Source organism: Serratia sp. TSA_7, assembly GCF_052692135.1.
Map to the genome: position 1 here is coordinate 447652 of NZ_JBQZFU010000001.1, position 23891 is coordinate 471542.

Genomic DNA, 23891 nt, shown 5'->3' on the forward strand with positions numbered 1-23891 from the left:
TGGTGTCTGCCATTATGTCTAAAAACAATGTCCTTGTTATTAGTGAGTGTAAGTACAGCTATGTCGGCCTTTCGGTATTAGTGAAAAAACATTACGGCAAGTACGATATCAGACTGTTTTCGGATTTTATGCAGGGTGGCTCCAAGGCGGAAAAGATAATTAAGCACGATATCGCGCTGATCTTTACCTCGCAAAATCTGGAGCAAAGTGTCAACGTCATTGAAAGCCTGGTGTCAATGCATCAGCAATACAACACCAAAACGCGGATCCTGGTGTTTTATGATGACGAACGCGTAGTGAAACTGCTGTCGATACTGGGTATTTCCGTTGAATTGGTCTCTACCCGCATCCCACTTTATTCGCTGCAGGAAAAAATACAAAATCTGTTGGAAAGCAAAGAATCAGGCGGGATAAAAATGCAGAAAACCCGCGAACTCAGCCCGGCGGAAAGCGATGTCATCTTCAACCTGCTGCGTGGCGATAGCCTGCTGCATATTGCCCAGAAGCGCGGCACGCACCCCAAAACCATCTTCTCGCAAAAATACAGCGCGATGAAAAAGCTGCGTTTGCGCAGCATGAGCACCATCTTCGTCGCCAGTAAATAACCCTTCAGGCTGCTACCCGGCGGCCTGCTTTTGTCACGCTAGGTTAAATTAATGTAACAATGAGCGACAAAGCAGCAACAGCCACATAACACTCCTGTCCATTGGTTACGATTTGCCCGCGGGAAAGTCCCGCGAGCCCTGTCGTCTGGATTAAATAAAAAACATCAGGAGATGTTATGAAATCATCCTTATTCAGCCGTTATACCTGCTTTGTTTTGAGCATCTTGCTTGCGTTGGCGTCATTGACGCTGTTGCCGCAGCGGCCCTGGTTTTGGCTGCCTACCCTCCTTTTCGGGGGGCTGAGCGCTCTGGGCATTTACGATCTGACTCAGCAACGCCACGCCATCTGCCGCAACTATCCGATCATCGGCCGCCTGCGCTTTTTCTTCGAATTTATCCGCCCGGAAATACGCCAATATTTACTGGAAGAAGATAACGCCCAGATCCCGTTCTCACGTACTCAACGCACGCTGGTCTATCGCCGCGCCAAAAATGAGATGGGCGACAAGCCATTCGGTACCCAACTGGACGTTTATCAAACGGGTTATGAATGCATCGGCCATTCCATGCGTCCGGTAGCGGCATCCGATCCCACCAGTTTTCGCGTGGCGATCGGCGGCCCGGACTGTAGCCAACCCTATTCCGCCTCAATCTTTAATATCTCCGCCATGAGCTTCGGCGCGTTGTCGGCCAACGCCATCCGCGCCCTCAATCTTGGCGCAGCGAAAGGCAATTTCTATCATGACACCGGCGAGGGCAGCATCAGCCGCTATCACCGCGAGCACGGCGGCGATCTGGTGTGGGAACTGGGCAGCGGCTATTTCGGCTGCCGCACCGCCGACGGCCATTTCGATCCGCAGCGTTTTGCCGAGCAGGCAAAAAGCCCGCAGGTAAAAATGATTGAAATCAAACTCAGCCAGGGCGCCAAACCGGGCCATGGCGGCATTTTGCCGGCAAAAAAAGTGGATGCGGAAATTGCCGCCACGCGCGGCGTGCCCGAGGGGGAAGACTGCATTTCTCCGGCTTCGCACAGCGCCTTCACCACCCCGGTGGAAATGATGCATTTTATCCAGCAACTGCGCGAACTGTCCGGCGGTAAACCTGTGGGTTTTAAGCTGTGCATCGGCCACCCGTGGGAGTTTGTCGCTATCGCCAAGGCGATGCTGCATACCCATATTTTGCCGGACTTTATCGTAGTAGACGGTAAGGAAGGCGGCACCGGCGCCGCACCGCTTGAGTTATCCAACTATATGGGTATGCCGTTGCGCGAAGGGCTATTGTTCGTCCACAACACTCTGGTGGGCTGCGGACTGCGCGACAAGATCAAAGTCGGTGCCAGCGGCAAAATCATCAGCGCCTTCGACATCGCCAGCGTGCTGGTGTTGGGGGCCGACTGGGTGAACTCGGCGCGCGGCTTTATGTTTGCCGTCGGCTGCATCCAGTCGCAAAGCTGCCACACCAACCACTGCCCGACCGGCGTCGCCACGCAGGACCCGCTGCGCCAGAAGGCATTAGTGGTACCGAACAAGGCGGAACGCGTTTACCACTTCCACCAAAATACGGTCAAAGCGCTGGCGGAAATGCTGGCAGCGGCCGGCGTCAGCCGCCCGGAGCAACTGACGTCTCACCATATGCTACGCCGCATCACCTCAACCGAAATCAAGGTCTACGCGGACATCTATTACTACCTGGAGCCAGGCGCATTGCTGGAAAAAGAGATCCAAAGTGATTTTTATGCGCGGATGTGGCGCATGGCGACACCCAACAGTTTCGATCAGGCGATCTCGCTGCCGGTTTAACAGAAGAGGGAAAGTATTGCCCCCTCGCCTCGGGGAAGAGCATTGGAGAGGGGGTGCTTGCTACGGCGGCCCTCCCCCTCAGCGGCGAGAGGGCATATAGGTTACGGCTTGCGCGCCGGGGCGTCGCCGGCCACGTAATACTCTGCGGTACTGCGCGGCAGCGGCGCACGCTGGCGAATGTTGTCGGCAATCTTCTCGGCAATCATTATGGTGGTGGCGTTCAGGTTACCGGTAATGATCAGCGGCATGATGGAGGCATCCACCACCCGCAGCCCTTCCATGCCGTGCACCCGCCCCTGGCCGTCGACCACGGCCATCTCGTCTTCGCCCATTTTGCATGAGCAGGAAGGGTGAAAGGCGGTTTCAGCATGCTCACGCACAAAGGCGTCCAGCTGCTCGTCGGTCTGCACCTCCGGCCCCGGGCTGATTTCGCGACCGCGGTACTCGTCCAGCGCCGGTTGCGCCATGATTTCACGCGTAATGCGGATCGCGTCGCGGAACTCCTGCCAGTCTTGCTCCGTCGCCATATAGTTGAACAGGATGCTCGGATGCTGACGCGGATCTTTCGATTTCACCTGCACCCGGCCACGGCTCGGGGAACGCATCGACCCGACATGAGCCTGGAACCCGTGTTCTTTGACCGCGTTGCTGCCGTTGTAATTAATCGCCACCGGCAGGAAATGATATTGGATATTCGGCCAGGCGAACTCCTCGCGGCTACGGATAAAACCGCCGGCCTCAAACTGGTTACTGGCGCCAATGCCGGTGCCGTTGAACAGCCACTCTGCGCCAATCTTCGGCTGGTTGAACCATTGCAGTGCCGGATACAACGACACCGGTTTTTTACAGGCGTACTGCAGATACATTTCCAGGTGATCCTGCAGGTTCTCACCGACGCCCGGCAGATCGTGCACTACCTTGATATCCAGGCTTTTCAGCAGCGACGCTGGGCCGACGCCGCTGCGTTGCAGGATCTGCGGCGAGGCAATCGCCCCGGCGCACAGCAGCACTTCGCGCCGCGCGCTTGCGCTGGCGATCTGATTGCCGTCGCCCTGCAAGTAATCAACGCCCACCGCACGTTTGCCATCGAAGCGAATACGATCGGTCAATGCATGAGTAACGATTTTCAGATTAGGGCGTGAACGCGCCTGATCCAGATAACCGCGAGCGGTGCTGGCGCGGCGGCCTTTCGGCGTCACGGTACGATCCATCGGGCCGAACCCTTCCTGCTGATAGCCGTTTAGATCTTCGGTACGCGGATAGCCCGCCTGCACGCCGGCTTCCACCATCGCGTGGAACAGTTCGTTGTTGCCGGCTTTCGGGGTAGTGACGCTGACCGGGCCGTCGCCGCCGTGATAATCGTTCGGGCCGATATCGCGGGTTTCCGCCTTGCGGAAATACGGCAGACAGTCCAGGTAGCTCCAGTTTTCCAGACCCGGCGCTTTTGCCCAGTTGTCGAAATCCATCGCGTTGCCGCGGATGTAGCACATGCCGTTGATCAGCGAAGAACCGCCCAGACCTTTGCCACGGCCGCATTCCATACGGCGGTTGTTCATGTGCGGCTCAGGATCGGTTTCGTAGGCCCAGTTGTAGCGGCGCCCCTGCAACGGGAAGGCCAGCGCGGCCGGCATCTGCGTACGGAAATCCATCCGGTAATCCGGGCCGCCGGCTTCCAGCAGCAACACGCTGACATCGGCGTCTTCGGTTAAACGGGTCGCCAATACGTTGCCGGCGGAGCCGGCACCGATAATGATATAATCGTATTCCATCGATTATCTCCTAAATATTCGTATGCCTGAATGATGCGAATGGCTTGAATTCCGCATGCTGAATATATCAAGGCAGCTTTGGATGCAAAAAAGGATATATCCCCTATGGATTTCGAGTTACAGCTAGGCGGCAAGGGCGCAGAGCCCCAGGAGCTTACTCAAGTAAGTGACTGGGGTCTGCGCTCGCAGCCAACCACGCTGTAGCTTGAAAGACGACGGGGATAGTTAAAATACCGAGGCGTAATCGCCCAACTCGACCTGCACCGATTTTATCTGCGTGTAGTGCTCCAGCGTGCTCAGGCCATTCTCGCGGCCGACGCCGGATTGCTTGTAGCCGCCAACCGGCATTTCCGCCGCCGACTCGCCCCAGGTGTTGATCCAGCAAATGCCGGCTTCAAGCTGGTGAATCACGCGGTGAGCTCGGGTCAGATCCTTGGTCACCAGTCCGGCTGCCAGGCCGAAAGTGGTGTCGTTGGCACGGCGCACCACTTCTTCTTCGCTGTGATAAGTGAGGATGCTCATTACCGGCCCGAAGATTTCTTCACGCACAATTTCCATGTCGTCACGGCAATCGGTAAACACCGTCGGCGCCACATAAGCCCCTTTGGCGTATTCGCCTTCGGTCACGCGCTCACCGCCGCACAGCAAACGTGCGCCGCTGTTCTTGCCGCTCTCGATAAAGCGCAGCACGGACTCCATATGCGCAAAGCTGACCAGCGGCCCAAAGTTGGTTTGCGGATCGGCAGGATCACCCAGACGAATGCGCTTCACGCGTTCGAGGATTTTCGCTTCGAACTCTGCCTGCAACGCCGCCGGGACAAACACGCGCGTACCGTTGGTACACACCTGGCCGGAGCTGTAGAAATTGGCCATCATCGCGATGTCGGCAGCGCGATCCAGATCGGCGTCGTCAAAAATAATCAGCGGTGACTTGCCGCCCAGTTCCATAGCGACTTCTTTCAGCGTTGAACCCGAGGCATTGGCCATCACTTTCTTGCCGGTTTTTACCCCGCCGGTGAAGGACACCTTGGCAATGCCTGGGTGATCGGTCAGATACTGGCCGACTTCCGCGCCGCTGCCGGTGAGCACGTTGAACACGCCGTCCGGCACGCCGGCTTCGGTGTAGATCTCGGCCAGTTTCAGCGCAGTCAGGGAGGTCACTTCGCTCGGTTTGAAGATCATTGCGTTGCCCGCCGCCAAGGCCGGCGCGGATTTCCATAATGCGATCTGAATCGGGTAATTCCAGGCGCCGATACCGGCCACCACGCCCAGCGGCTCGCGGCGGGTATAAACGAAAGAGGTGTCGCGCAGTGGAATCTGCTGGCCTTCGATAGCCGGGATCAGCCCTGCGTAGTATTCCAGTACGTCGGCGCCGGTGACGATATCGACCGCGGTGGTTTCCGACATTGCCTTGCCGGTATCCAGCGTTTCCAGTGCCGCGAGTTCGTCATTACGCTCGCGCAGAATATCCACCGCACGGCGCAGAATGCGCGAACGCGCCATCGCCGTCATCGCCGCCCACACCTTCTGCCCGCTGGCTGCGCTGGCAACCGCACGGTTGACGTCTTCAGCGCTGGCGGACTGGATCTCGGCAAGCACTTCGCCATTCGCCGGGTTCACTGCGTTGAAGGTTTTCCCCTCGGTACTGTCTACATAGGCACCATGAATATAGAGCTTCTGCAAGCCAAAACGGGACATAGGTTCTCCTTGGATTGTCCTCAGGGTGGCGTTTGCCCCCGGAGTTGAAACGTAATGTAATCGGTAGTGAGTGCGATCGCCTGCGCCTGATTAAACGCCGCCCCGCGCAGTGCGCTGCGCAACCACAAACCGTCGATCAACGCCGCCAGCCCTTTGGCCGCCAAACGCGCCTGCGCCTGCGGCAATGCGCGGCTGAACTCGGCGCACAGGTTGGAATACAGACGGCGGCCGTTCACCTGTTGCAACCGGTTAAGCTGCGGCTGATGCAGGCTGCTGGCCCAAAAGGCCAACCAGGTTTTCATCGCTGCGCTGTTGATCTGGCTGTCGTCGAAGTTGCCGGCAACGATCGCCTGCAGCCTTGCGGCCGGGCTCTGGTTGTTCAGCGCCTGTAGCCGCAGCTTCACCGCTTCCCCCAAATGGCTGATCAAATAGCGCATCGTGGCTTCCAGCAACCCGTTCTTATCCTTGAAATAGTGGCTGATGATGCCGTTGGAAACGCCCGCCCTGCGCGCTATCTGCGCAATGGTGGCGTCATGCATTCCGACTTCGTTTACCGCGGCCAGCGTGGCATCAATCAACTGCTGCCTTCTGATTGGCTGCATTCCTACCTTTGGCATAATTCGACTCTCACAAAACCGACTTCGGCCTCATCTCAGCGGCGAATTTCATCGACTTTCCGCCTGCTGAACTTGGTCTTCATGCGGACTATTAAACTTTTTTTTGATTGAACGTTCAATAAAAATTGCATATATTTTATTGCCGCCTGGTTACAAAAATGTACTTTTCGGTTGTGGAACTGGCTGATTTTTGTGAGGTATTTAACGAATCTGACCAAAATCAGTGTCTGTAAGCGGTTCCCACCACGAAACGATTTTCCGTTTCGTTAACAGGCTAAACGGCAAGCAGTGCCGCTTTTTATCCGCACTTTTCCGGACGACGCCTGCGCGTCGTTCAGAGCAGAAAGGTGGGCACGATTTTATTCAGTTGTTAAAAAACAGAGGACGACGATGACAACCAGCGAAACCTCCTCAAAACCGCAAAAGGATCGCCTTAATCCTGTGGTTTTCTTTACCTCGGCAGGGCTGATTCTGGCCTTCTCGCTGATGACAATCTTTTTTACCGATTTCTCCGGGCGATGGATCACCCGCACCCTGAATTGGGTTTCAACCACCTTCGGCTGGTATTACCTGCTGGCCGCCACCCTGTACATCGTATTCGTGGTGTTTATCGCCGCCTCGCGCTTCGGTTCGATCAAGCTCGGGCCGGAACAGTCGAAACCCGAGTTCAGCCTGATGAGCTGGGCGGCGATGCTGTTCGCCGCCGGCATCGGCATCGATTTGATGTTCTTCTCGGTCGCCGAACCCGTGACGCAATATATGATGCCGCCGGAAGGCGATGCCCAAACGCTGGAAGCGGCACGCCAAGCCATGGTGTGGACGCTGTTCCACTATGGGCTAACCGGCTGGTCGATGTATGCGCTGATGGGCATTGCCCTCGGTTATTTCAGCTACCGCTATAACCTGCCGCTGACCATCCGTTCGGCGCTGTACCCGATCTTCGGTAAACGCATTAACGGCCCGATCGGCCACAGCGTGGATATCGCAGCGGTGCTGGGCACCATTTTCGGCATCGCCACCACGCTCGGCATTGGCGTGGTGCAGCTCAACTACGGATTGAAGGTGCTGTTCCAGGTACCGGAAAACCTGACGGTTCAAAGCGCACTGATCCTGCTTTCGGTGATTATGGCCACCATTTCGGTGACCTCCGGCGTCAACAAGGGCATTCGTATTTTGTCGGAGCTCAACGTGTTGCTGGCGCTGGGGCTGATCCTGTTCGTGCTGTTCTGCGGCGATACCGAGTTCCTGCTCAATGCGCTGGTGCTCAACGTCGGCGATTACGTCAATCGCTTTATGGGCATGACGCTCAACAGCTTCGCCTTCGATCGTCCGGTGGAATGGATGAACAACTGGACCCTGTTCTTCTGGGCCTGGTGGGTGGCGTGGTCGCCGTTTGTCGGCCTGTTCCTGGCGCGTATTTCGCGCGGGCGTACCATCCGTCAGTTTGTGGTCGGCACGCTGATCATTCCTTTCGTGTTCACCCTGCTGTGGCTGTCGATCTTCGGTAACAGCGCGCTGTACCAGATTATCCACGGCAATGCCGCCTTTGCGCAGGAAGTGATGCAATACCCGGAACGCGGCTTCTACAGCCTGCTGGCGCAATACCCGGGCTTCACCTTCAGCGCCTCGGTGGCCACCATCACCGGCCTGCTGTTCTACGTGACCTCGGCGGATTCAGGTTCACTGGTGCTGGGCAACTTTACCTCGCGCCTGGCCGACATCAATAATGATGCGCCCAACTGGCTGCGGATTTTCTGGTCGGTGGCCATCGGCCTGCTGACCATCGGCATGCTGATGACCGACGGCGTGCCTGCGTTGCAGAAAACGACGGTGATCATGGGTCTGCCGTTCAGCTTCGTGATCTTCTTCGTGATGGCCGGGTTGTATAAATCACTGCGGGTGGAGGACTATCGCAAGGCCAGCGCCCTGAATACCAACGCCCCCATGCCGATTTCGAGCAATGACGTGCTGAACTGGAAGCAGCGCCTGTCGCGGGTGATGAACTACCCTGGCACCCAGTACACGCAAAAAATGCTGGATACCCGTTGCAGACCGGCAATGCAGGAAGTGGCGCGCGAGCTGGAACTGCGCGGCGCCAAAGTGGAATTTACCGAAGTGCCGCCGACGGAAGATGAGCGTTTGAACCACCTGGAACTGCTGGTGCATTTGGGTGAGGAGCAAAACTTTATCTATCAAATTTGGCCACAGCGTTATTCGGTGCCGGGCTTCACCTACCGCGCCCGCTCAGGCAAATCGCACTATTACCGGCTGGAAACCTTCCTGATGGAAGGCACCCAGGGCAATGATCTGATGGATTACAGCAAGGAGCAGGTGATCGGCGACATCCTCGATCAGTACGAGAAGCACCTGAACTTCCTGCACATTCACCGCGAAGCGCCGGGCAATACCCTGACCTTCCCGGATATGTGATCCGTTCGACACGGCCAAAAGGCGCAGTTTTTTAAACTGCGCCTTTTTTGTTACTGCCCCATCGCATCCTTTTTCATGGCGTCTTTCTTCATACCGTCTTTCGCCATGTGGTCCTTTTTCATCGCGTCATGCTTCATGGCGTCTTTCTTCATGCAATCCTTGCCCATGCAATCTTTCTTCATGCCGTCTTTAGCCATGCCGTCATGCGACATCTGGCTCATGGCGTCCTTCTTCATCGCATCCTTACTCATACTGTCGGCGGCATTGGCACCTGCCACACCCAACATCAACGCGCTGCACATCATCATTGCGAATAACTTTTTCATGCTATGTCCTTCTTTCATGTCAAAGACGCCTGAGGCGCCGGGGAGATTCGCGGCCGCCGTCAGCTGCCGCCAAACCAGTTATAACCTTGGTCTTCCCAGTAGCCGCCGGGGAAGCGATTGGTGATCTCAATCACCTGAATGTGTTTCGGGTTCTTGTAGCCGAGCTTGGTCGGCATGCGCAGCTTCATCGGATAACCGTATTTGCGCGGCAAAATCTGGCCGTCATAGGTCAGCGCCATAATAGTCTGAGGATGCAGCGCGGTGGCCATATCGATGCTGGTGTAGTAATCATCGGCGCATTTAAAGCTGACATAGCGCGCGTTCAAATCCGCGCCAATTGCCTTGAGAAAGGTCGCAAAGGGCACCCCGCCCCACTTGCCGATGGCGCTCCAGCCTTCGACGCAAATATGGCGCGTCACCTGGCTGATTTGCGCCATCCGGTGCAATTGCGGCAATGTCCAGGCGCTTTTGTCCAGCACCAGCCCGCTCACTTCCAACCGGTAGTCGTCGCCGTTGATGTCCGGCGCCTCCTCTTCGCCGTAAAAGGCGTTGAACGGAAACGGCCGGGTGATCATGGATTCGGGATAGACCGGTGCCAGATGGTCAGCGCTGAACAACCAACCCTGCACCCGATCGTTAAAACGCGAAATGCGGCTCAGCGCTTGCTCGACGTTGGCATTGCTGCTGAGATCACAGCCGGTGAGCATCGCGATGCCGCCCAGCGTCAAACCGTTGCGCAGAAAGCGGCGGCGCGACGAAGATGCCAACAGTCTCTGCGCCTCTTTGACGATCGCCTGTCCTTCACTCACAGTGATAGAGGGCTTATCCGTTTTCATTGTCATCTCCTTAACGCCCGCGCAGCATGGCCAGCAAGGTGCGGGGCACCAGTGCTACCATCACCAGATGAATCACGACAAACCCCACCAGCGCCGACATGGCGAAAAAGTGGATATAACGCGCCGCCTCGTAACCGCCAAGCAGCTCGCGCAGCAGCGGAAACTGCACCGATTTCCACAGCACCAGCCCGGAGAGCGCCATCAGGATGCTGTCGGCCATCACGAACAGATAAGCCGCACGCTGCACCATGTTGTAGTGGCGCAAATCGGCATGCTGCAGCCGGCCACGCAACGCGGCGCTCAGATCGGTGAAAAACTGTCTGGGGCTGAGCGGCCAAAATTTGCGTTTGAAACGGCCACTGACCAGGTTGATCAACAGGTAACACAACCCGTTAAGCCCAAACAGCCACATGCCGGCAAAGTGCCACTGCAACGCGCCCCCCAGCCAACCGCCGAGCGTCAGCTCGTTGATAAAGCTGAAATTGAACAGTGGCGATGCGTTATAAATGCGCCAGCCGCTGGTGACCATAATCAGCATCGCCAGCGCATTCAGCCAGTGGGTCAACCGCAACCACAGCGGATGCACAAGCGATGGTTTTTCCGGTGTGAGAGTCATGCTCATGCTTATCTCCTGGCGGCCAAGGTGGCGATGAGCGAAGTATTCCCCAAATTTGTTCCCCGAGACCTCACGCAAAGTTAAATAAAATGTGATAACTCCATGCACGGCGGTTGTGTAGACTTTCAGCTAGGATCGGGCAATCAGCGGTGGGTACAGATGGAAAAACCAAAGAGAATTTTAATCGTTGAGGATGACGGCGACATCGCCGAGCTGTTGCAGTTGCACCTGCGCGATGAAGGCTACGACATTAGCCACGCCGCCGACGGCAATCTGGGCATGGCGATGCTGGAACAGGGCGGCTGGGACGCGCTGATCCTCGATCTGATGCTGCCGGGCGTCGACGGGCTGGAGATCTGCCGCCGGGCGCGCAACATGACGCGCTACACGCCGATCATCATCATCAGCGCGCGCTCCAGCGAGGTACACCGCGTGCTGGGGCTGGAGCTGGGTGCCGACGATTACCTGGCCAAACCCTTTTCGATGCTGGAACTGGTGGCGCGGGTCAAAGCGCTGTTCCGCCGCCAGGAGGCGATGAGCCGCAACCTGCGTATGGACGCCGGCACGCTGAGCTTTGACGGCTTGACCATAGACCCCATAGCCCGCGAAGTGCAGCTGAATCGGCAACCGATCGATCTGACGCCGCGCGAGTTTGACCTGCTGTATTTCTTCGCTCGCCATCCGGGCAAGGTGTTCTCCCGCCTTAGCCTGTTGAACCAGGTGTGGGGCTATCAGCACGAGGGGTATGAACACACGGTGAATACCCATATCAACCGGCTGCGCATCAAGATAGAAAGCAACCCGGCGGAACCCCTGCGCATCCTCACGGTGTGGGGGATGGGCTATAAATTCGCGGCGCCGCCGCAAGAGTAAAACATGAAAAATCTTACCTTAACGCAACGCCTGACGCTGATCTTCGCCCTGCTGCTGCTGCTCTGCTGTGCCTTCTCCGGCTGGTTGCAGGTGCGTAGCAACACCCAGTACAGCCAGGCGACCATTCAACGGCTGTCCGGTAATCTGGCGCAACACATCGCCGCCAGCAACCCGCTGCTGGGCCAGGACGGTTTGAACCCGCAATCAGTACATACCCTGTTCGATCAACTGATGGCGGTGAACCCCAGCGTCGAGGTTTATCTGCTCGACATACAGGGCAATATTATCGGCAATGCCGCGCCGGCCGGCCGCCTGAAACGACAAAAGGTCGATCTGTCGCCGCTGCAGGCGCTGCTCGACGGCGCGAGGATGCCGGTGTACGGCGACGATCCGCGCAGCCCCGACGGGAAGAAGGTATTCAGCGTCGCGCCGCTGAAGGTCAACGGCCAGATTGAAGGCTATCTGTATGTGGTGTTGCTCGGCGAAGATTATACCGCGCTGGCCAGCAACGCTCAGTTCAGCTCGGCGGTTAAAATGGCGCTGTGGTCGATGGGACTGGTGGTAGTGTTCGGCCTGCTGGCCGGCGGCTTCGCCTTCCGCTGGGTGACGCGACCTATCCGCCAGTTGACCCGGCAAGTGAGCGTGCTGGATAACGGCGGCATCGCCGCGGTGCAGGCCTATGCGGCGCAACCGGTTCCCAGCCTCGGGCGCGATGAGGTTAGTCAGTTGCAGTTGGCGTTTCACAGCATGGCGCAGCGCGTTGCCGAACAGTGGCAATCGCTGTCGCAGCAGGACCAGCAGCGGCGCGAGTTTATCGCCAATATTTCGCACGATCTGCGCACCCCGCTCACCTCGCTGCACGGCTACCTGGAAACGCTGTCGGTAAAATCGGCCAGCCTGAGCGAAAACGATCGCAGACGCTACCTGGAGACCGCGCTGGCGCAAAGCCGCAAGGTGGGCAAACTGGCGCAAGAACTGTTCGAACTGGCGCGGCTGGAGTACGGCGTGGTGAAGCCGCAAAAAGAGCCGTTCTCGCTCGGCGAGCTGGTGCAGGACGTATTCCAGAAGTTCGAGCTGGCGGCCGAGGCGCGGCATCAGCGGTTACGCGCCGATATCGCCCCGGGCATGCCGCTGGTGTTTGCCGATCTGAGCATGATCGAGCGGGTGCTGACCAACCTGCTGGACAACGCCATTCGCCATACGCCGCAGGGCGGTGAAATCGGCGTACGGCTGTGGCAGCAGGAAGACAAGATACTGGTGCAGGTCAACGACAGCGGCCCCGGCATTCCGCAGGCGCTGCGCGCCGACCTGTTTGTGCGGCCGTCTATCCTGCACGGCGCGCGCCGCCATGCCGGCGGGCTGGGCCTGATGATCGTACGGCGCATTTTGCAACTGCACGGCAGCGACATTCAACTGGTCGAGCAAGCGCAAAAAGGGGCCTGCTTCCGCTTCGCCATTCCGCCGCGCTGATCGATGCAGCCGGGATCCAATGCGCCGCATTCAGCGCAGTATTAATCGGCCTGAGGAAATATCAGGCTAAAGGTGATGCGCGCCGAGGGTTCACCGGCGATGCACTCGGCACGAACCTCGCCGCCGTGCAGCGTCATGATGGCGCGCACGATCGATAACCCCAGGCCGCTGGCATGGCTGCCGGCGCTGCGGGCTGCATCGGCACGGTAAAAACGGTCGAACAGCTTGTCCAGGTGCGCCGGTGAAATGGGCCGCCCTTGATTGACCACCTGGATCACTACCCTTCCCTTCGGCTGACTGAGCGCCTGCAACCGTATCTGGCTGTTTTCGTCGGCATAACGCACCGCATTGGCGACCAGATTACTCAACGCACGCTGAAACAGCATCGCATCCGCCATCAGTTGCCCCTCGCCCCGGCAAACTAAAGTGATGCCCCGCTCTTCCGCCAGGCCTTCGAAATAGTCCGCCACCCGCTGAAGCTCCTGCGCTATATCCATTCGGCTACAGTTCAGCACCGCCTGCGCTTCCCCGGCGCGCGCCAGGAACAGAATATTTTCCACCATGCGCGAAATGCGCTCCAGTTCGTCCATATTGTTCGACAACAGGGTTTCATACTCTTCCACGCTGCGCGGCTGATACAACGCCACCTGGCAATGGCCCATCAACGCGCCCACCGGGGTGCGGATTTCATGCGCCAGATCGGCGGAGAACTGCGTCAGGCGTTGATAGCCTTCATTCAGCCGATCGAGCATGGCGTTAAACGAACGGGTCAGTTGTCGCAGCTCCTTCGGTGCCCCCTGCTCACTCAGCCGAGTCGACAGCGTATTCGGCGTGATCACCGCCGCCTGTGCCGCCATGCGCCACAGCGGCTGTAACCCACGGCGCATCACCCAATAGCCCAGCAGCGCGATCAGTAAAAACGCCACAGCCACCGCAGCGACGATCCGCCACAGATAGCGCGCCAGCATCTTCTGTTCATTGACCATCACGTGAGCCGCAGAGATCTGCAGCAGGTTGCCGTCATCCAGTCTCACCAGCGCCGATGCGACACGCAGCGGCACGCCCTGCGCCGTTTCCCCACTGCTCACCGCACTCAGAAGCTGAGGCGCGTCGACCGGCGTTGGCGTTATGGGCGGCAGCGTCAACCTGGCCGGATTAACGTTGATTAAGGGTTTTTGCCCCGGTTGCTGAAAAATCAAAACGTCCTGTTCATTGCCCAGCATGTTTTCAAACAGGCCGGTGTTGGCCACCAACCGGTCGAGCGGAAAGCGCTGGCTCAGCAAATGGCGAAAATACTCCACCCGGCCGGTAACCTGAAAATCGCTGCGGGTGGTCATCTCCTGACGCATCGCGCCATACAGATACCAGCCTGCGCCGCTGACCACCAGCGCCGCCACCAGCGCAAACAGCATGGCGCTGCGTAACGTCAGCGACAGGCTGTGCCAGCGTTGGGCCAGCACGTTCATGAGCGCGGCTCGCAGACATAACCGATGCCGCGCACGGTATGAATCAGCTTGATAGCGAACGGCCGGTCAATCTTGGCGCGCAGGCGTTTGATCGCCACATCCACCACGTTGGTGTCGCTGTCAAAATTCATGTCCCAAACCTGCGAGGCGATCAAGGTGCGCGACAGCACCTCTCCTTCGCGCCGCACCAACAGGTGCAACAGCATAAACTCCTTATTGGTCAGCGGGATCACCACATCCTGCCGTACCGCCTTGCGGCGCAATACGTCGAGTTGCAGATCGGCAAGGCTGTAGTGATCGGCTTCACGCACCGTACCGCGCCGCAGCAGCGTGCGGATACGCAACACCAGTTCAGTGAAGGAAAAGGGTTTGATCAAATAATCTTCGGCCCCCAGCTCCAGGCCATGAATGCGATCCTGCACCCCGTCACGCGCAGTCAGAAACAGGATCGGCACATCGCTTTTCTTGCGCAGCACTTCCACTATCTGCCAGCCGTCCAGCCCCGGCAGCATCACGTCGAGCACGATGGCGTCGTAACCGTGCTCCAGCGCCCGGAACAGCCCGTCAGTGCCGTTACGCGCCAGATCGACGCTGTATCCCGCCTCTCCCAGCCCTTTTTTCAGGTAATCACCCGTGCTGATGTCGTCTTCAATCACCAATATCCGCATTGTCGCCACCTCGTTGCATCTGCGGAAATACTAGCAGTTTCGGCTGACATTCTTGATGACATTAATGTCATCAAACGGACATGGTGCTGTCCCTGTTGTTCGACCATGCTTAACCGGCAACCCATACAAAGGAGAAGATTATGATTACCCGTCATCGTTTTGCCGGTTTACTGCTGTCCACCCTGATGCTGTGCAGCGGCATTGCCGCCGCCGCCCCGGCACCGGGAAAAGTCATTGCTCCACTGCGTGGCACCATCGATCAAGTCAGCGACAGCAGCCTGCAGCTCACCGACCGTAAAGGGGAAAAGGTCAGCGTAAAAATCAACGATCAAACCAAGGTACTGAGCGTATCCAAGGGCACGCTGGACGATATCAAGCCGGACAGCTTTATCGGCACCGCCGCCGTACCGCAAGCGGATGGCACCTTGAAAGCGCTGGAAGTGCACGTGTTCGCCGCCAGCCTGCGCGGCACCGGCGAGGGCCACTCGGCCTGGGAATCTGCCGACGGTAAGGTAGACACCATGACCAACGGTACCGTCGGCAAGCTGGTGAAATCCAACGGCCGCACTCTGACCGTGACCTACGGTAACCAGCAGAAAACCGTCACCGTGCCGGAAGACGTGCCGATCGTCACCCTGGATCCCGGCGATCGCAGCCTGTTGAAACCGGGCGCGCACATTGTGCTGTTCTCCGCCACTGACGAGAAAGGCGAACGCGTCGCCACCCGCATCTCCGCCGGCAAAGACGGCACCGTTCCGCCAATGTGACCCAGGAAAAAACGATGAAAACCAACGCGCCGCGGCCGGTGCATCGCTGGCCGGTCCGGATCACCCATTGGGTTAACCTGTTCGCCATGGTTTGCATGTTCATGAGCGGCTGGGAAATCTACAACGCCTCACCGCTGTTCGGCTTCCGCTTTCCGCCACAGATGACGCTCGGCGGCTGGCTGGGCGGCGCGATTGGCTGGCATCTGGCGGTAATGTGGCTGCTGGCGCTTAACGCGTTGTGCTACCTGTTGTGGAGCCTGTTCAGCGGCCATTTCCGGCGCGATCTGCTGCCGCTCAGCGCCAAGGCGCTGCGGCGCGAAATCGGGCAGGCGCTAACGCTGCGGCTGCAACATCACCATGGCCGCTATAACGCCATTCAGAAACTGATGTACCTGGGCGTGCTGGCGCTGGGGCTGCTGCTGGTGCTCTCCGGACTGGCCATCTGGAAACCCGTGCAGTTGCAAGGCTTGGTGAGCCTGTTTGGCGGGTTTGACACCGCGCGCTACGTGCATTTTTTCGCCATGTCCGCCATTGGGTTATTTGTGGTGATTCACCTGCTAATGGTGATTATCGTGCCGCGCACGCTATGGGCAATGATTACGGGTGGCAAACATGAATGATAAACGACGGCGCCCTTCGACACCGGCGTTGGAACCGGACCAGAAAAAACAGCTGGTCAATCTGCAACGCCGCCTGATGCTGCGCTCCGGCCTGACGCTGGGCGGCATCGCCATGCTGACCGGCTGCAACATGCAAGACGGCGATCAGGTGGATAAAGTGCTGTGGGCCATGTCGCGCTGGAACGATCGGGTACAGGCCTGGCTGTTCAGCGGCCAGCGGCTGGCGCAAACCTATCGGCCGGATCAGATTACCCACCCCTTCCCGTTCAACGCGTTTTACCCCGAGTACAACGTACCGGAGGTGGATCTCGCCAGCTATCGGCTGGAAATTTCCGGCAAGGTGGAGAAAACCGCCCCCTGGACGCTGGAACAGCTGCAACGCCTGCCGCAGCAAAGCCAGATAACCCGGCTGATCTGCATCGAGGGCTGGAGCGCCATCGGGCAATGGGGCGGCGTACCGCTGCGCAGCTTCCTGCAGCATGTCGGGGCGGATCTGAATGCCCGCTACGTCGGTTTTAAATGCGCGGATCGTTATTACTCCAGCATAGATATGGCCACCGCACTGCACCCGCAGACCCTCCTGGCGCTGGATTTCGGCGGTAAGGCATTGCCGGCGGACTACGGCTATCCGCTGCGGCTGCGAGTGCCAACCAAACTGGGCTTCAAGAACGCCAAGCATATCGCCGCCATTTTTGTCAGCGATACCAATCCCGGCGGCTACTGGGAAGATCAAGGCTATAACTGGTTTAGCGGAATCTAGTTTTCTGCGCAGTACTGCGCAGAACCCACGCTACCGGCTGGAAAAGAGCGTTAACCTCCGTCAGGGGGTTTTTCTGTTTAAACCTCATTTTCTGATATCCACCTGTAAAATCATTTCTGCCCCCCGCTGCTGCCCTGTACCATGAAGAAATTGCCGGATTACGGAGCTGGAACATGCCTAAATTTGCTGCCAATTTATCGACGATGTTTAACGAGCTGCCGTTTCTGGAGCGGTTCGAGGCCGCCGCCGCCGCAGGGTTCAAGGCGGTGGAGTTTCTGTTCCCCTATGAATATCCAGCCGAACTGCTGGCGGAACAGCTGCGGCGTCATGATCTGCAACAGGTGCTGTTCAATACCCCTCCGGGCAATGTTGTAGCCGGTGAATGGGGGTTGGCCGCCGTCCCCGGCCGCGAACAGGATGCGCGCGCCGATATCGAATGCGCGTTGGCCTACGCCATCGCCCTGAATTGCCCCTGCGTGCACGTGATGGCCGGTTTGGTCCCGCAGGGAGCCGACTGGCAGCGCTATCGCGAGAGCTTTATCGGCAATATCCGCTATGCCGCAGAGGCCTTCGCCGCACACGGCATCAAGGTTTTGATCGAAGCCCTCAGCCCACAGGTGAAACCCCACTATCTGTTCTCCAGCCAACACCAGGCCGCGCAATTGGTCGAGGCTATCGATCGCCCGAACGTTTTCATGCAGTTTGATTTTTTCCATGCTCAGTTGGTTGATGGCAATATCAGCGGCCTGATGACCTCGCTGGCCGGGCGCTACGCCCATATTCAGATCGCATCAGTGCCAGATCGTCATGAGCCGGACGACGGAGAACTTAATTATCCGTGGCTGTTCGCACAGTTGGACAACATGGGCTATCAGGGTTGGATCGGCTGTGAATACAAACCTCGCGGCGAAACCGCTGCCGGGCTTGGCTGGATAAAGCCTTACCTCTAATGGCTGGCGACGTCACTTCTCTGGCATACTCGCTACACCGTTTTTCGCTCTGTGCAGGAAAAAAATAATGCCGCTTATCACCACCGCACCGCCGTTGCTGACCGAGCGTTTACGCCTGGATGCGCATACGCTTGACGACTTTGAATCGCTGGCCGCCATGTGGGCCGATCCCGAAATTGTCCGCTATATCGGCGGTACGCCGAGGGATCGCGAAGATTCCTGGGGCCGGCTGATGCGGTACGTTGGTCACTGGACGCTATTAGGGTACGGCTACTGGGCGGTACGCGATAAAATCAGCGGCGCTTACCTCGGCGGCATCGGTTTTTCCGATTTCCAGCGCGCTATTATCCCGGCACTCGACGCCCCCGAGATGGGCTGGACATTGATAACGGCGGCGCAGGGCAAAGGGTATGCCACCGAAGCCTTGCAGGCAGCGCTGGCCTGGGGGAAGGAACACTTACCCAGCGATAAGGCGGTGTGTATTATCTCGCCGGAGAACCAGCCTTCGCTGGCATTGGCGAAAAAAGTCGGCTTTAGCGAAAGCCACCGCAGCGAATACCACCAGAATCCGATTGTGGTGATGCACTGCCCCTTATGAACGCAGGCTTTAAGGCGCCTGCACCGTCGCCAGCGCAACCTGAATAAAATTATCCCGCAACGCGTCGGGCTGCTGCGGATTCCAGGCAATTCCGACCTGCCATTCGGTCGCGTCACCGCTTAACGGCAAGATATCGATGCCCGTAGGCACAATATGGGTGACGCTGTGCGGCAACAGAGCCACGCCAATACCTGCGGCGACCAGCGCCAGCAGCGTCTGGATGTCGCCGGCCTGCTGCACGACATTCGGCGTCAATTGATGCGCGGCAATAAAGCGCAGCGATTGATCGCTCAGACCGCGCCCGCGTTTGGGCGTCAGTTGCAACAGCGGCAAGGTGTTAAATCGCGCCATCAGGGTTTCCGCCCGCAGCGCCAGCGCCGATGGCGCCGCCAACACCAGCCGATCGCTCAGCAACGCCGTGGCCCGCAGCGGCGCACTGACCGGCAACCGCACAAATCCCACCTGCAATTCTCCCTGCAATAACAACTGATATTGCCGCTCCGAAGGCAGATCCTCCAACCCCACGGCCACCGCCGGAAAACGTTGGCGGAAGGCGGCGACCAACTGCGGCGCCAAATGGAAACTGGACAGGCCAAACCCGAGCGCCAGCCGCCCTGCAGCCCCTTGCACCACCCGCAGAGCGTGCTGCTGAAACTGCAAATGCCGGTCGACCAACGTCTGGGCTTCGGGATACAACCGCTGCCCGCTGGCAGTAAGCTGAGCGCCCTGACGGCCACGGTTAAACAGCCGGGTCCCCAGCAGTGTTTCCAGCGCCTGTATCTGTTTGCTCAACGCCGGCTGAGTAATGCACAGCCGCTCCGCGGCCAGACGATAATTGCCCTGCTCGGCCAGCACCACGAAAGCGCGCAGTTGTTTTATATCCATTCCACCAGGTTATCGATATAGGAATTTAATTGATTATACAGTAATCAATACGCCTGCTGTAATCAACGCCAGATAACAGCCAAAGGTAACCTTATGACAACGCCTCTGCGCGCCGCGACGGTGCAATTTCAGCATCGCGCCAATGATAAAAACTACAACCTGTCGGTAATGGAGGGCTTTATCGCCCGCGCCGCCGCCGAACAGATCCAGGTATTAACCTTTCCGGAGATGTGCATTACCGGCTACTGGCACGTGCGGCACCTCAGCGCCGGCGAGATTGGCGCCCTGGCGGAACCGATCGCCGACAGCCCTTCTCTGGCGCGCATTCGTCCACTGGCGGAACGCTATAACATGGCAATAGGTGTCGGGCTGATTGAGCTGGGCGAGGATGGCAACTATTACAACGCCTACGCCGTATGCCTGCCCGACGGCAACCTTCACGTTCACCGTAAACTGCACGCCTTTGAACATGAGGCGATAGCCAGCGGCGACAGCTTTACCGTGTTCGATACTCCCTGGGGAGTGCGGATGGGCGTTCTGATTTGCTGGGACAATAATCTGGTGGAAAACGTGCGTGCAACCACTCTGCTGGGAGCGGACGTGCTGTTGGCACCGCACCAGACAGGTGGCACCCACTCGCGCAGCCCGCACGGCATGAAACCAATCCCGCTGGCGCTGTGGCAGCAGCGTGCGGAAAATCCGCAGGCGATAGAGGCGGCATTCCGCGGCGAGCACGGGCGCGGCTGGCTGATGCGCTGGCTACCGGCACGTGCCCATGACAATGGCCTGTTTATTCTGTTCAGCAACGGCGTGGGGCGTGATGACGACGAAGTGCGTACCGGCAACGCGATGATCCTCGATCCCTATGGTCGTATCCTGTCGGAAACCTGGGCTGCGGAAGATCAAATGGTAATCGCCGACCTCGATCTGTCGCTGATCCCGCTCAGCACCGGGCGTCGCTGGATCCACGGTCGTCGGCCGGCGTTATATGGCATCCTCACGGAACCGCAGGGTTACGAGCGCGATGCCCGCAGCGCCCGCTTCTCATCGCAACCGGCGCAAAAACTGGGTAAATAACGCTGAATTTCAGGCAAAAAAAATCCGCCCGAAGGCGGATTTTTATCCGGTACGGCCAACTGCGCCGTACGCTCACGCCCGTAGGCATGGAGAAATCTTAGAAACGGTAGCCTACGCCAACCATCCAGGTGCCAACGTCAACACTGCGGATGCGGCTCTGCTCGTAACCTACGTCCAGAGCAACTTCCTGGATTGGGTTGAATTGCAGACCAGCGCCGTAAGTGAAGCCGTAGTCGCTGCTGCCGTTACGGTCGTTGCCGTTCTGTGCATTATCAATGTTTTTGCCGTAGCCAACACCGATCACACCGTAGATGCTTGCCCAGTCATTGAAGCGGTAAGCTGGACCGGCAGTGATAGAGTTGTACTGCGCTTTGTTGTAGTAACCGCCCTGAGAGCCGTCCTTTTCCAGATGGGTAAAGGAACCGATCACGCCCAGTGGGTTGTTGTCGAACTCGTAACGGTACTTCAGGTTGAAACCGTCGGCTTTGTTGGCAACGCCTTGGAAGTCACCCTGCGCATAGCCAGCGGATACGGTGCTCTGACCAGCGAATGCGGTACCTGCGGTTACTGCTAATACACAGGCTGCTACTGCGGAAAGACATGCAATTTTTTTCATAACCACCTCAAACGCGTTATATTTTTAAGTAAATCCATTTGTTCATGCATTGAAAATATAGCAAAAATTAGCGTGAAACTCTGCCTTAAAATGAGTGTCTAACGCTTTATATCGTGTAACATAAGATTTCAAGAACAGTGTATCTACTTCTTTTCGCTCTATTTTCGAGCCGCATTCTACTCGTTTGTGTGACAAGAATCACCTATTTAATATCCAGACAATTCCGAAATAAATGCGCATTTTTTGACCATATACGCTTGTTTTGCGTCTGAAGCCGGTGGCTTTTACCGTTTCGTACGCTTTTCGCAGACACATTTACCCCATTTCATTTACACTGCCTTCATCCAAATTTCGACTGTCTTCCCAAGGCTGTGGAAGGCGAACAAAAGGCTCATAAGGATGTCTGCGTCTACACCCGCTAAAGCGCCTTCCGCGCTGCTGCCCATCTGTTTGTTAATCATCGCCATGGTATCGATCCAGGGCGGCGCCTCGCTGGCCAAAAGCCTGTTTCCGCTGGTCGGCGCGGAAGGGATCACCACGCTGCGTCTGAGCATCGGCACGCTGATTCTGTTTATTATCTTCCGCCCGTGGCGCATGCGCTTCGCCGCCGGCAGCCGCTTGCCGCTGCTGGTCTACGGCCTGGCGTTGGGCGCCATGAATTACCTGTTCTACCTTTCGCTGCGCACCCTGCCGCTCGGCATCGCCGTGGCGCTGGAGTTTACCGGCCCGCTGGCGGTCGCCATGTTTTCCTCACGCCGTGCGATAGACTTTTTATGGGTGGTGCTGGCACTGGTCGGGTTGTGGTTCCTGTTGCCACTGGGTCATGACATGGGCAGTATCGATCCTTTCGGTGCAGCCTGCGCACTGGGCGCGGGCGCCTGCTGGGCGGTCTATATTATTTTTGGCCAGAAGGCCGGCGGCGATCACGGGCCGGGAACGGTGGCAGTCGGTTCCCTGATAGCCGCTTTGGTGTTCTGCCCGATTGGCGCCTGGCAAGCCGGCAGCGTATTGCTTAATGTCGATATTCTGCCCACCGCGCTGGCGGTAGCAATCCTGTCGACCGCGCTCCCTTATTCGCTGGAGATCATCGCGCTGCCGAAAATCCCGGCGCGCACCTTCGGCACTCTGATGAGCCTGGAGCCGGCAATGGCTGCGCTTTCGGGCATGCTGTTCCTTAATGAGCACCTGACCCTGGTGCAATGGCTGGCTCTGGCAGCGATTATCGCGGCATCGATGGGCTCGACTCTGACCATCAAATCCAAACCGCAAATCGAAAAACTGTCTTGATAATCTGATACGCCCGCATGGCGCTAAAGCGGAATGCTGGCGGGTTAACTGTTTTCGTACCGACAAACGGGCATACTTTTTCCCGAAACAACCAACGCTTTTATGGAACCCAACCCGGCAGGGTTGATCACATGGAGAACCAAAGTGATTTATAACACTCTGTTTAACCCACGCTACGGCCGTGGAATGTCGTCAGTACTGATTAAGGCCCTCACTGCTCTGCGTCAATACGATCTGCCCGAGCTGGCGCTGGGGCGGCATGAAATCGACGGCGAGAAGCTCTTTATGGAAGTAATGACGCTGACAACCGGGCCGGCGCAGGCCAATCGCGCCGAACTGCATCGGGAATATGCCGCCATTCATCTGTTAATCAGCGGCGAAGAACGCATTGATTACGGGTTGCCGGGCGATTGGCAAAGCGAACGGCCCTACGACGAAGCGCAGGATCTGCAACTGTCGGATATCATCCGCCATCGCCAGACGCTGCAAATGTTTCCTGGCATGTACGCCATCTTCTTGCCCTATGAACCGCATCAACCCGGGTGTCAGTTGAATGCCCCAACGGTTATCAAGAAAGCCGTGGTGAAGGTGCATTACAGCCTGCTGTTGCCACCGATCACTCCTGAGGTAAAGAACGAATAAACGTCAGGGTCTGCCCGGGTGAACGCAGCCGAATAAAGCGGATATGTGCATACCGGGCGTTATTCATATCATCAAGGTAGTTGGCCCGGTTTTTACGGTAGGTTTTGAGGGTCCACAGAATTATCGAATCGCTGCTGAAAAAAGAACGGCGAAAGCTCTCGCGGTTGCCGGTGCCGGGCCACAATTCAGTGCGGGCCCAGGCTCGCGTGGCTGCACGGCGCACAGCCTGAAACAGCGTGCGGCAGAACCCGTAGTCCACCCACACGACCCAATCGACCTCACGCCACTTGATCGATTTGGTTCGTGTATAATTGCCGTCCAGCACCCAGCCGCCGTCCGTCTCGCCCAGCACCTGTGCGAGACGGGCCAAAAACTCATCATCCGGCGTGCCTTGCCAATCCTGCCGCCAAAATAGCTTGTCCAGCTCGATATAAGGCACTGAAAATTTTTCCGCCAACTGGCGCGCCACCGTGCTTTTGCCACTGCCGCTGGTTCCAACTACGTTAATTTTCATAG

General features: G+C 57.7%; 24 protein-coding genes. 13 read left to right on the plus strand and 11 right to left on the minus strand.

Going from position 1 to position 23891, the window contains the following annotated elements; genetic code table 11:
- The first annotated feature begins 14 nt into the window (after positions 1-14).
- Together ACUTQW_RS02150 and ACUTQW_RS02155 are read left to right on the plus strand one after the other, a co-directional pair.
- Positions 15-605, plus strand: a complete 591-nt coding sequence (locus ACUTQW_RS02150; protein ID WP_004942281.1) for a hypothetical protein — start codon at positions 15-17, stop codon at positions 603-605.
- A gap of 176 nt (positions 606-781) precedes the next feature.
- Positions 782-2404, plus strand: coding sequence for an FMN-binding glutamate synthase family protein (locus ACUTQW_RS02155; protein WP_064798741.1), 1623 nt, complete (start codon positions 782-784; stop codon positions 2402-2404).
- Positions 2405-2505: 101 nt separating this feature from the next.
- On the opposite strand, the gene betA is transcribed toward ACUTQW_RS02155, so the two are convergent.
- From betA to betI, 3 genes are all read right to left on the minus strand, one after another.
- Positions 2506-4173: a choline dehydrogenase gene (gene betA / locus ACUTQW_RS02160; protein WP_004942278.1), complete on the minus strand. Its 1668-nt coding sequence runs from the start codon at positions 4171-4173 to the stop codon at positions 2506-2508.
- Positions 4174-4398: 225 nt separating this feature from the next.
- Positions 4399-5871 (minus strand): betaine-aldehyde dehydrogenase, encoded by a 1473-nt coding sequence (gene betB / locus ACUTQW_RS02165; protein WP_006324356.1) that lies wholly within the window; start codon positions 5869-5871, stop codon positions 4399-4401.
- A 20-nt stretch (positions 5872-5891) separates the two neighbouring features.
- Entirely contained in the window at positions 5892-6488 is a 597-nt protein-coding gene (betI, locus tag ACUTQW_RS02170; protein WP_037430460.1) for a transcriptional regulator BetI, read from the minus strand.
- 390 nt (positions 6489-6878) lie between these two features.
- On the opposite strand from betI, the gene ACUTQW_RS02175 reads away from it, so the two are divergent.
- Positions 6879-8918 (plus strand): choline transporter, encoded by a 2040-nt coding sequence (locus ACUTQW_RS02175; RefSeq protein ID WP_004942272.1) that lies wholly within the window; start codon positions 6879-6881, stop codon positions 8916-8918.
- A gap of 50 nt (positions 8919-8968) precedes the next feature.
- Here ACUTQW_RS02175 and ACUTQW_RS02180 read toward each other — a convergent pair whose 3' ends face one another.
- Genes ACUTQW_RS02180 through ACUTQW_RS02190 form a run of 3 tightly spaced genes read right to left on the minus strand, consistent with a single transcriptional unit; the run spans position 8969 to position 10702 of the window.
- Positions 8969-9244, minus strand: coding sequence for a pentapeptide MXKDX repeat protein (locus ACUTQW_RS02180; RefSeq protein ID WP_004942270.1), 276 nt, complete (start codon positions 9242-9244; stop codon positions 8969-8971).
- A 59-nt stretch (positions 9245-9303) separates the two neighbouring features.
- Positions 9304-10080 (minus strand): molybdopterin-dependent oxidoreductase, encoded by a 777-nt coding sequence (locus ACUTQW_RS02185; protein ID WP_006324353.1) that lies wholly within the window; start codon positions 10078-10080, stop codon positions 9304-9306.
- A gap of 10 nt (positions 10081-10090) precedes the next feature.
- Complete coding sequence (locus tag ACUTQW_RS02190; protein ID WP_037430457.1) at positions 10091-10702, minus strand: cytochrome b/b6 domain-containing protein; 612 nt, start codon at positions 10700-10702, stop codon at positions 10091-10093.
- Positions 10703-10855: 153 nt separating this feature from the next.
- On the opposite strand from ACUTQW_RS02190, the gene ACUTQW_RS02195 reads away from it, so the two are divergent.
- Both ACUTQW_RS02195 and ACUTQW_RS02200 read left to right on the plus strand, forming a co-directional pair.
- Entirely contained in the window at positions 10856-11569 is a 714-nt protein-coding gene (locus ACUTQW_RS02195) for a response regulator transcription factor (RefSeq protein WP_006324350.1), read from the plus strand.
- Positions 11570-11572: 3 nt separating this feature from the next.
- A complete protein-coding gene (locus ACUTQW_RS02200; RefSeq protein ID WP_006324349.1) occupies positions 11573-13039 on the plus strand; it encodes a HAMP domain-containing sensor histidine kinase in 1467 nt (488 codons plus the stop codon).
- A gap of 41 nt (positions 13040-13080) precedes the next feature.
- On the opposite strand, the gene ACUTQW_RS02205 is transcribed toward ACUTQW_RS02200, so the two are convergent.
- Positions 13081-14505 carry a heavy metal sensor histidine kinase gene (locus ACUTQW_RS02205; protein WP_064798739.1) on the minus strand — a complete coding sequence of 475 codons (1425 nt, stop codon included), beginning with the start codon at positions 14503-14505 and terminating at the stop codon, positions 13081-13083.
- Entirely contained in the window at positions 14502-15173 is a 672-nt protein-coding gene (locus ACUTQW_RS02210) for a heavy metal response regulator transcription factor (protein WP_004942258.1), read from the minus strand. Before ACUTQW_RS02210 ends, ACUTQW_RS02205 begins: the two co-directional genes overlap by 4 nt.
- Before the next feature lie 140 nt (positions 15174-15313).
- Here ACUTQW_RS02210 and ACUTQW_RS02215 point away from each other — a divergent pair, with 140 nt between their 5' ends.
- The 5 genes from ACUTQW_RS02215 (at position 15314) to ACUTQW_RS02235 (ending at position 18868) form a co-directional block, all read left to right on the plus strand.
- Positions 15314-15940, plus strand: coding sequence for a hypothetical protein (locus tag ACUTQW_RS02215; protein WP_020438728.1), 627 nt, complete (start codon positions 15314-15316; stop codon positions 15938-15940).
- Positions 15941-15954: 14 nt separating this feature from the next.
- Positions 15955-16560: a cytochrome b/b6 domain-containing protein gene (locus ACUTQW_RS02220; protein ID WP_064798738.1), complete on the plus strand. Its 606-nt coding sequence runs from the start codon at positions 15955-15957 to the stop codon at positions 16558-16560.
- The gene (locus tag ACUTQW_RS02225) at positions 16553-17320 is read left to right on the plus strand and encodes a molybdopterin-dependent oxidoreductase (RefSeq protein WP_004942254.1); all 768 of its coding nucleotides are present in this window, start codon (positions 16553-16555) and stop codon (positions 17318-17320) included. Before ACUTQW_RS02220 ends, ACUTQW_RS02225 begins: the two co-directional genes overlap by 8 nt.
- A gap of 173 nt (positions 17321-17493) precedes the next feature.
- Positions 17494-18270: an HPr family phosphocarrier protein gene (locus ACUTQW_RS02230; RefSeq protein ID WP_006324345.1), complete on the plus strand. Its 777-nt coding sequence runs from the start codon at positions 17494-17496 to the stop codon at positions 18268-18270.
- 67 nt (positions 18271-18337) lie between these two features.
- Positions 18338-18868, plus strand: a complete 531-nt coding sequence (locus tag ACUTQW_RS02235; protein ID WP_006324344.1) for a GNAT family N-acetyltransferase — start codon at positions 18338-18340, stop codon at positions 18866-18868.
- A 9-nt stretch (positions 18869-18877) separates the two neighbouring features.
- Here the strand turns inward: ACUTQW_RS02235 and ACUTQW_RS02240 are convergent, their stop codons facing one another.
- The gene (locus ACUTQW_RS02240; protein WP_006324343.1) at positions 18878-19753 is read right to left on the minus strand and encodes a LysR family transcriptional regulator; all 876 of its coding nucleotides are present in this window, start codon (positions 19751-19753) and stop codon (positions 18878-18880) included.
- 93 nt (positions 19754-19846) lie between these two features.
- On the opposite strand from ACUTQW_RS02240, the gene ACUTQW_RS02245 reads away from it, so the two are divergent.
- Complete coding sequence (locus tag ACUTQW_RS02245) at positions 19847-20830, plus strand: nitrilase family protein (RefSeq protein WP_006324342.1); 984 nt, start codon at positions 19847-19849, stop codon at positions 20828-20830.
- 97 nt (positions 20831-20927) lie between these two features.
- Here ACUTQW_RS02245 and ompX read toward each other — a convergent pair whose 3' ends face one another.
- Positions 20928-21446 (minus strand): outer membrane protein OmpX, encoded by a 519-nt coding sequence (gene ompX, locus ACUTQW_RS02250; protein WP_004942247.1) that lies wholly within the window; start codon positions 21444-21446, stop codon positions 20928-20930.
- Between the two features lie 399 nt (positions 21447-21845).
- On the opposite strand from ompX, the gene rhtA reads away from it, so the two are divergent.
- On the plus strand, positions 21846-22733 hold the full coding sequence (gene rhtA, locus ACUTQW_RS02255) for a threonine/homoserine exporter RhtA (RefSeq protein WP_004942245.1): 888 nt from the start codon (positions 21846-21848) through the stop codon (positions 22731-22733).
- A 144-nt stretch (positions 22734-22877) separates the two neighbouring features.
- Positions 22878-23375, plus strand: coding sequence for an N-acetylneuraminate anomerase (gene nanQ, locus ACUTQW_RS02260; protein ID WP_020438723.1), 498 nt, complete (start codon positions 22878-22880; stop codon positions 23373-23375).
- Here nanQ and ACUTQW_RS02265 read toward each other — a convergent pair.
- Positions 23350-23889 (minus strand): shikimate kinase, encoded by a 540-nt coding sequence (locus tag ACUTQW_RS02265; protein ID WP_006324340.1) that lies wholly within the window; start codon positions 23887-23889, stop codon positions 23350-23352. The genes nanQ and ACUTQW_RS02265 overlap by 26 nt on opposite strands.
- Between the last annotated feature and the right edge of the window lie 2 nt (positions 23890-23891).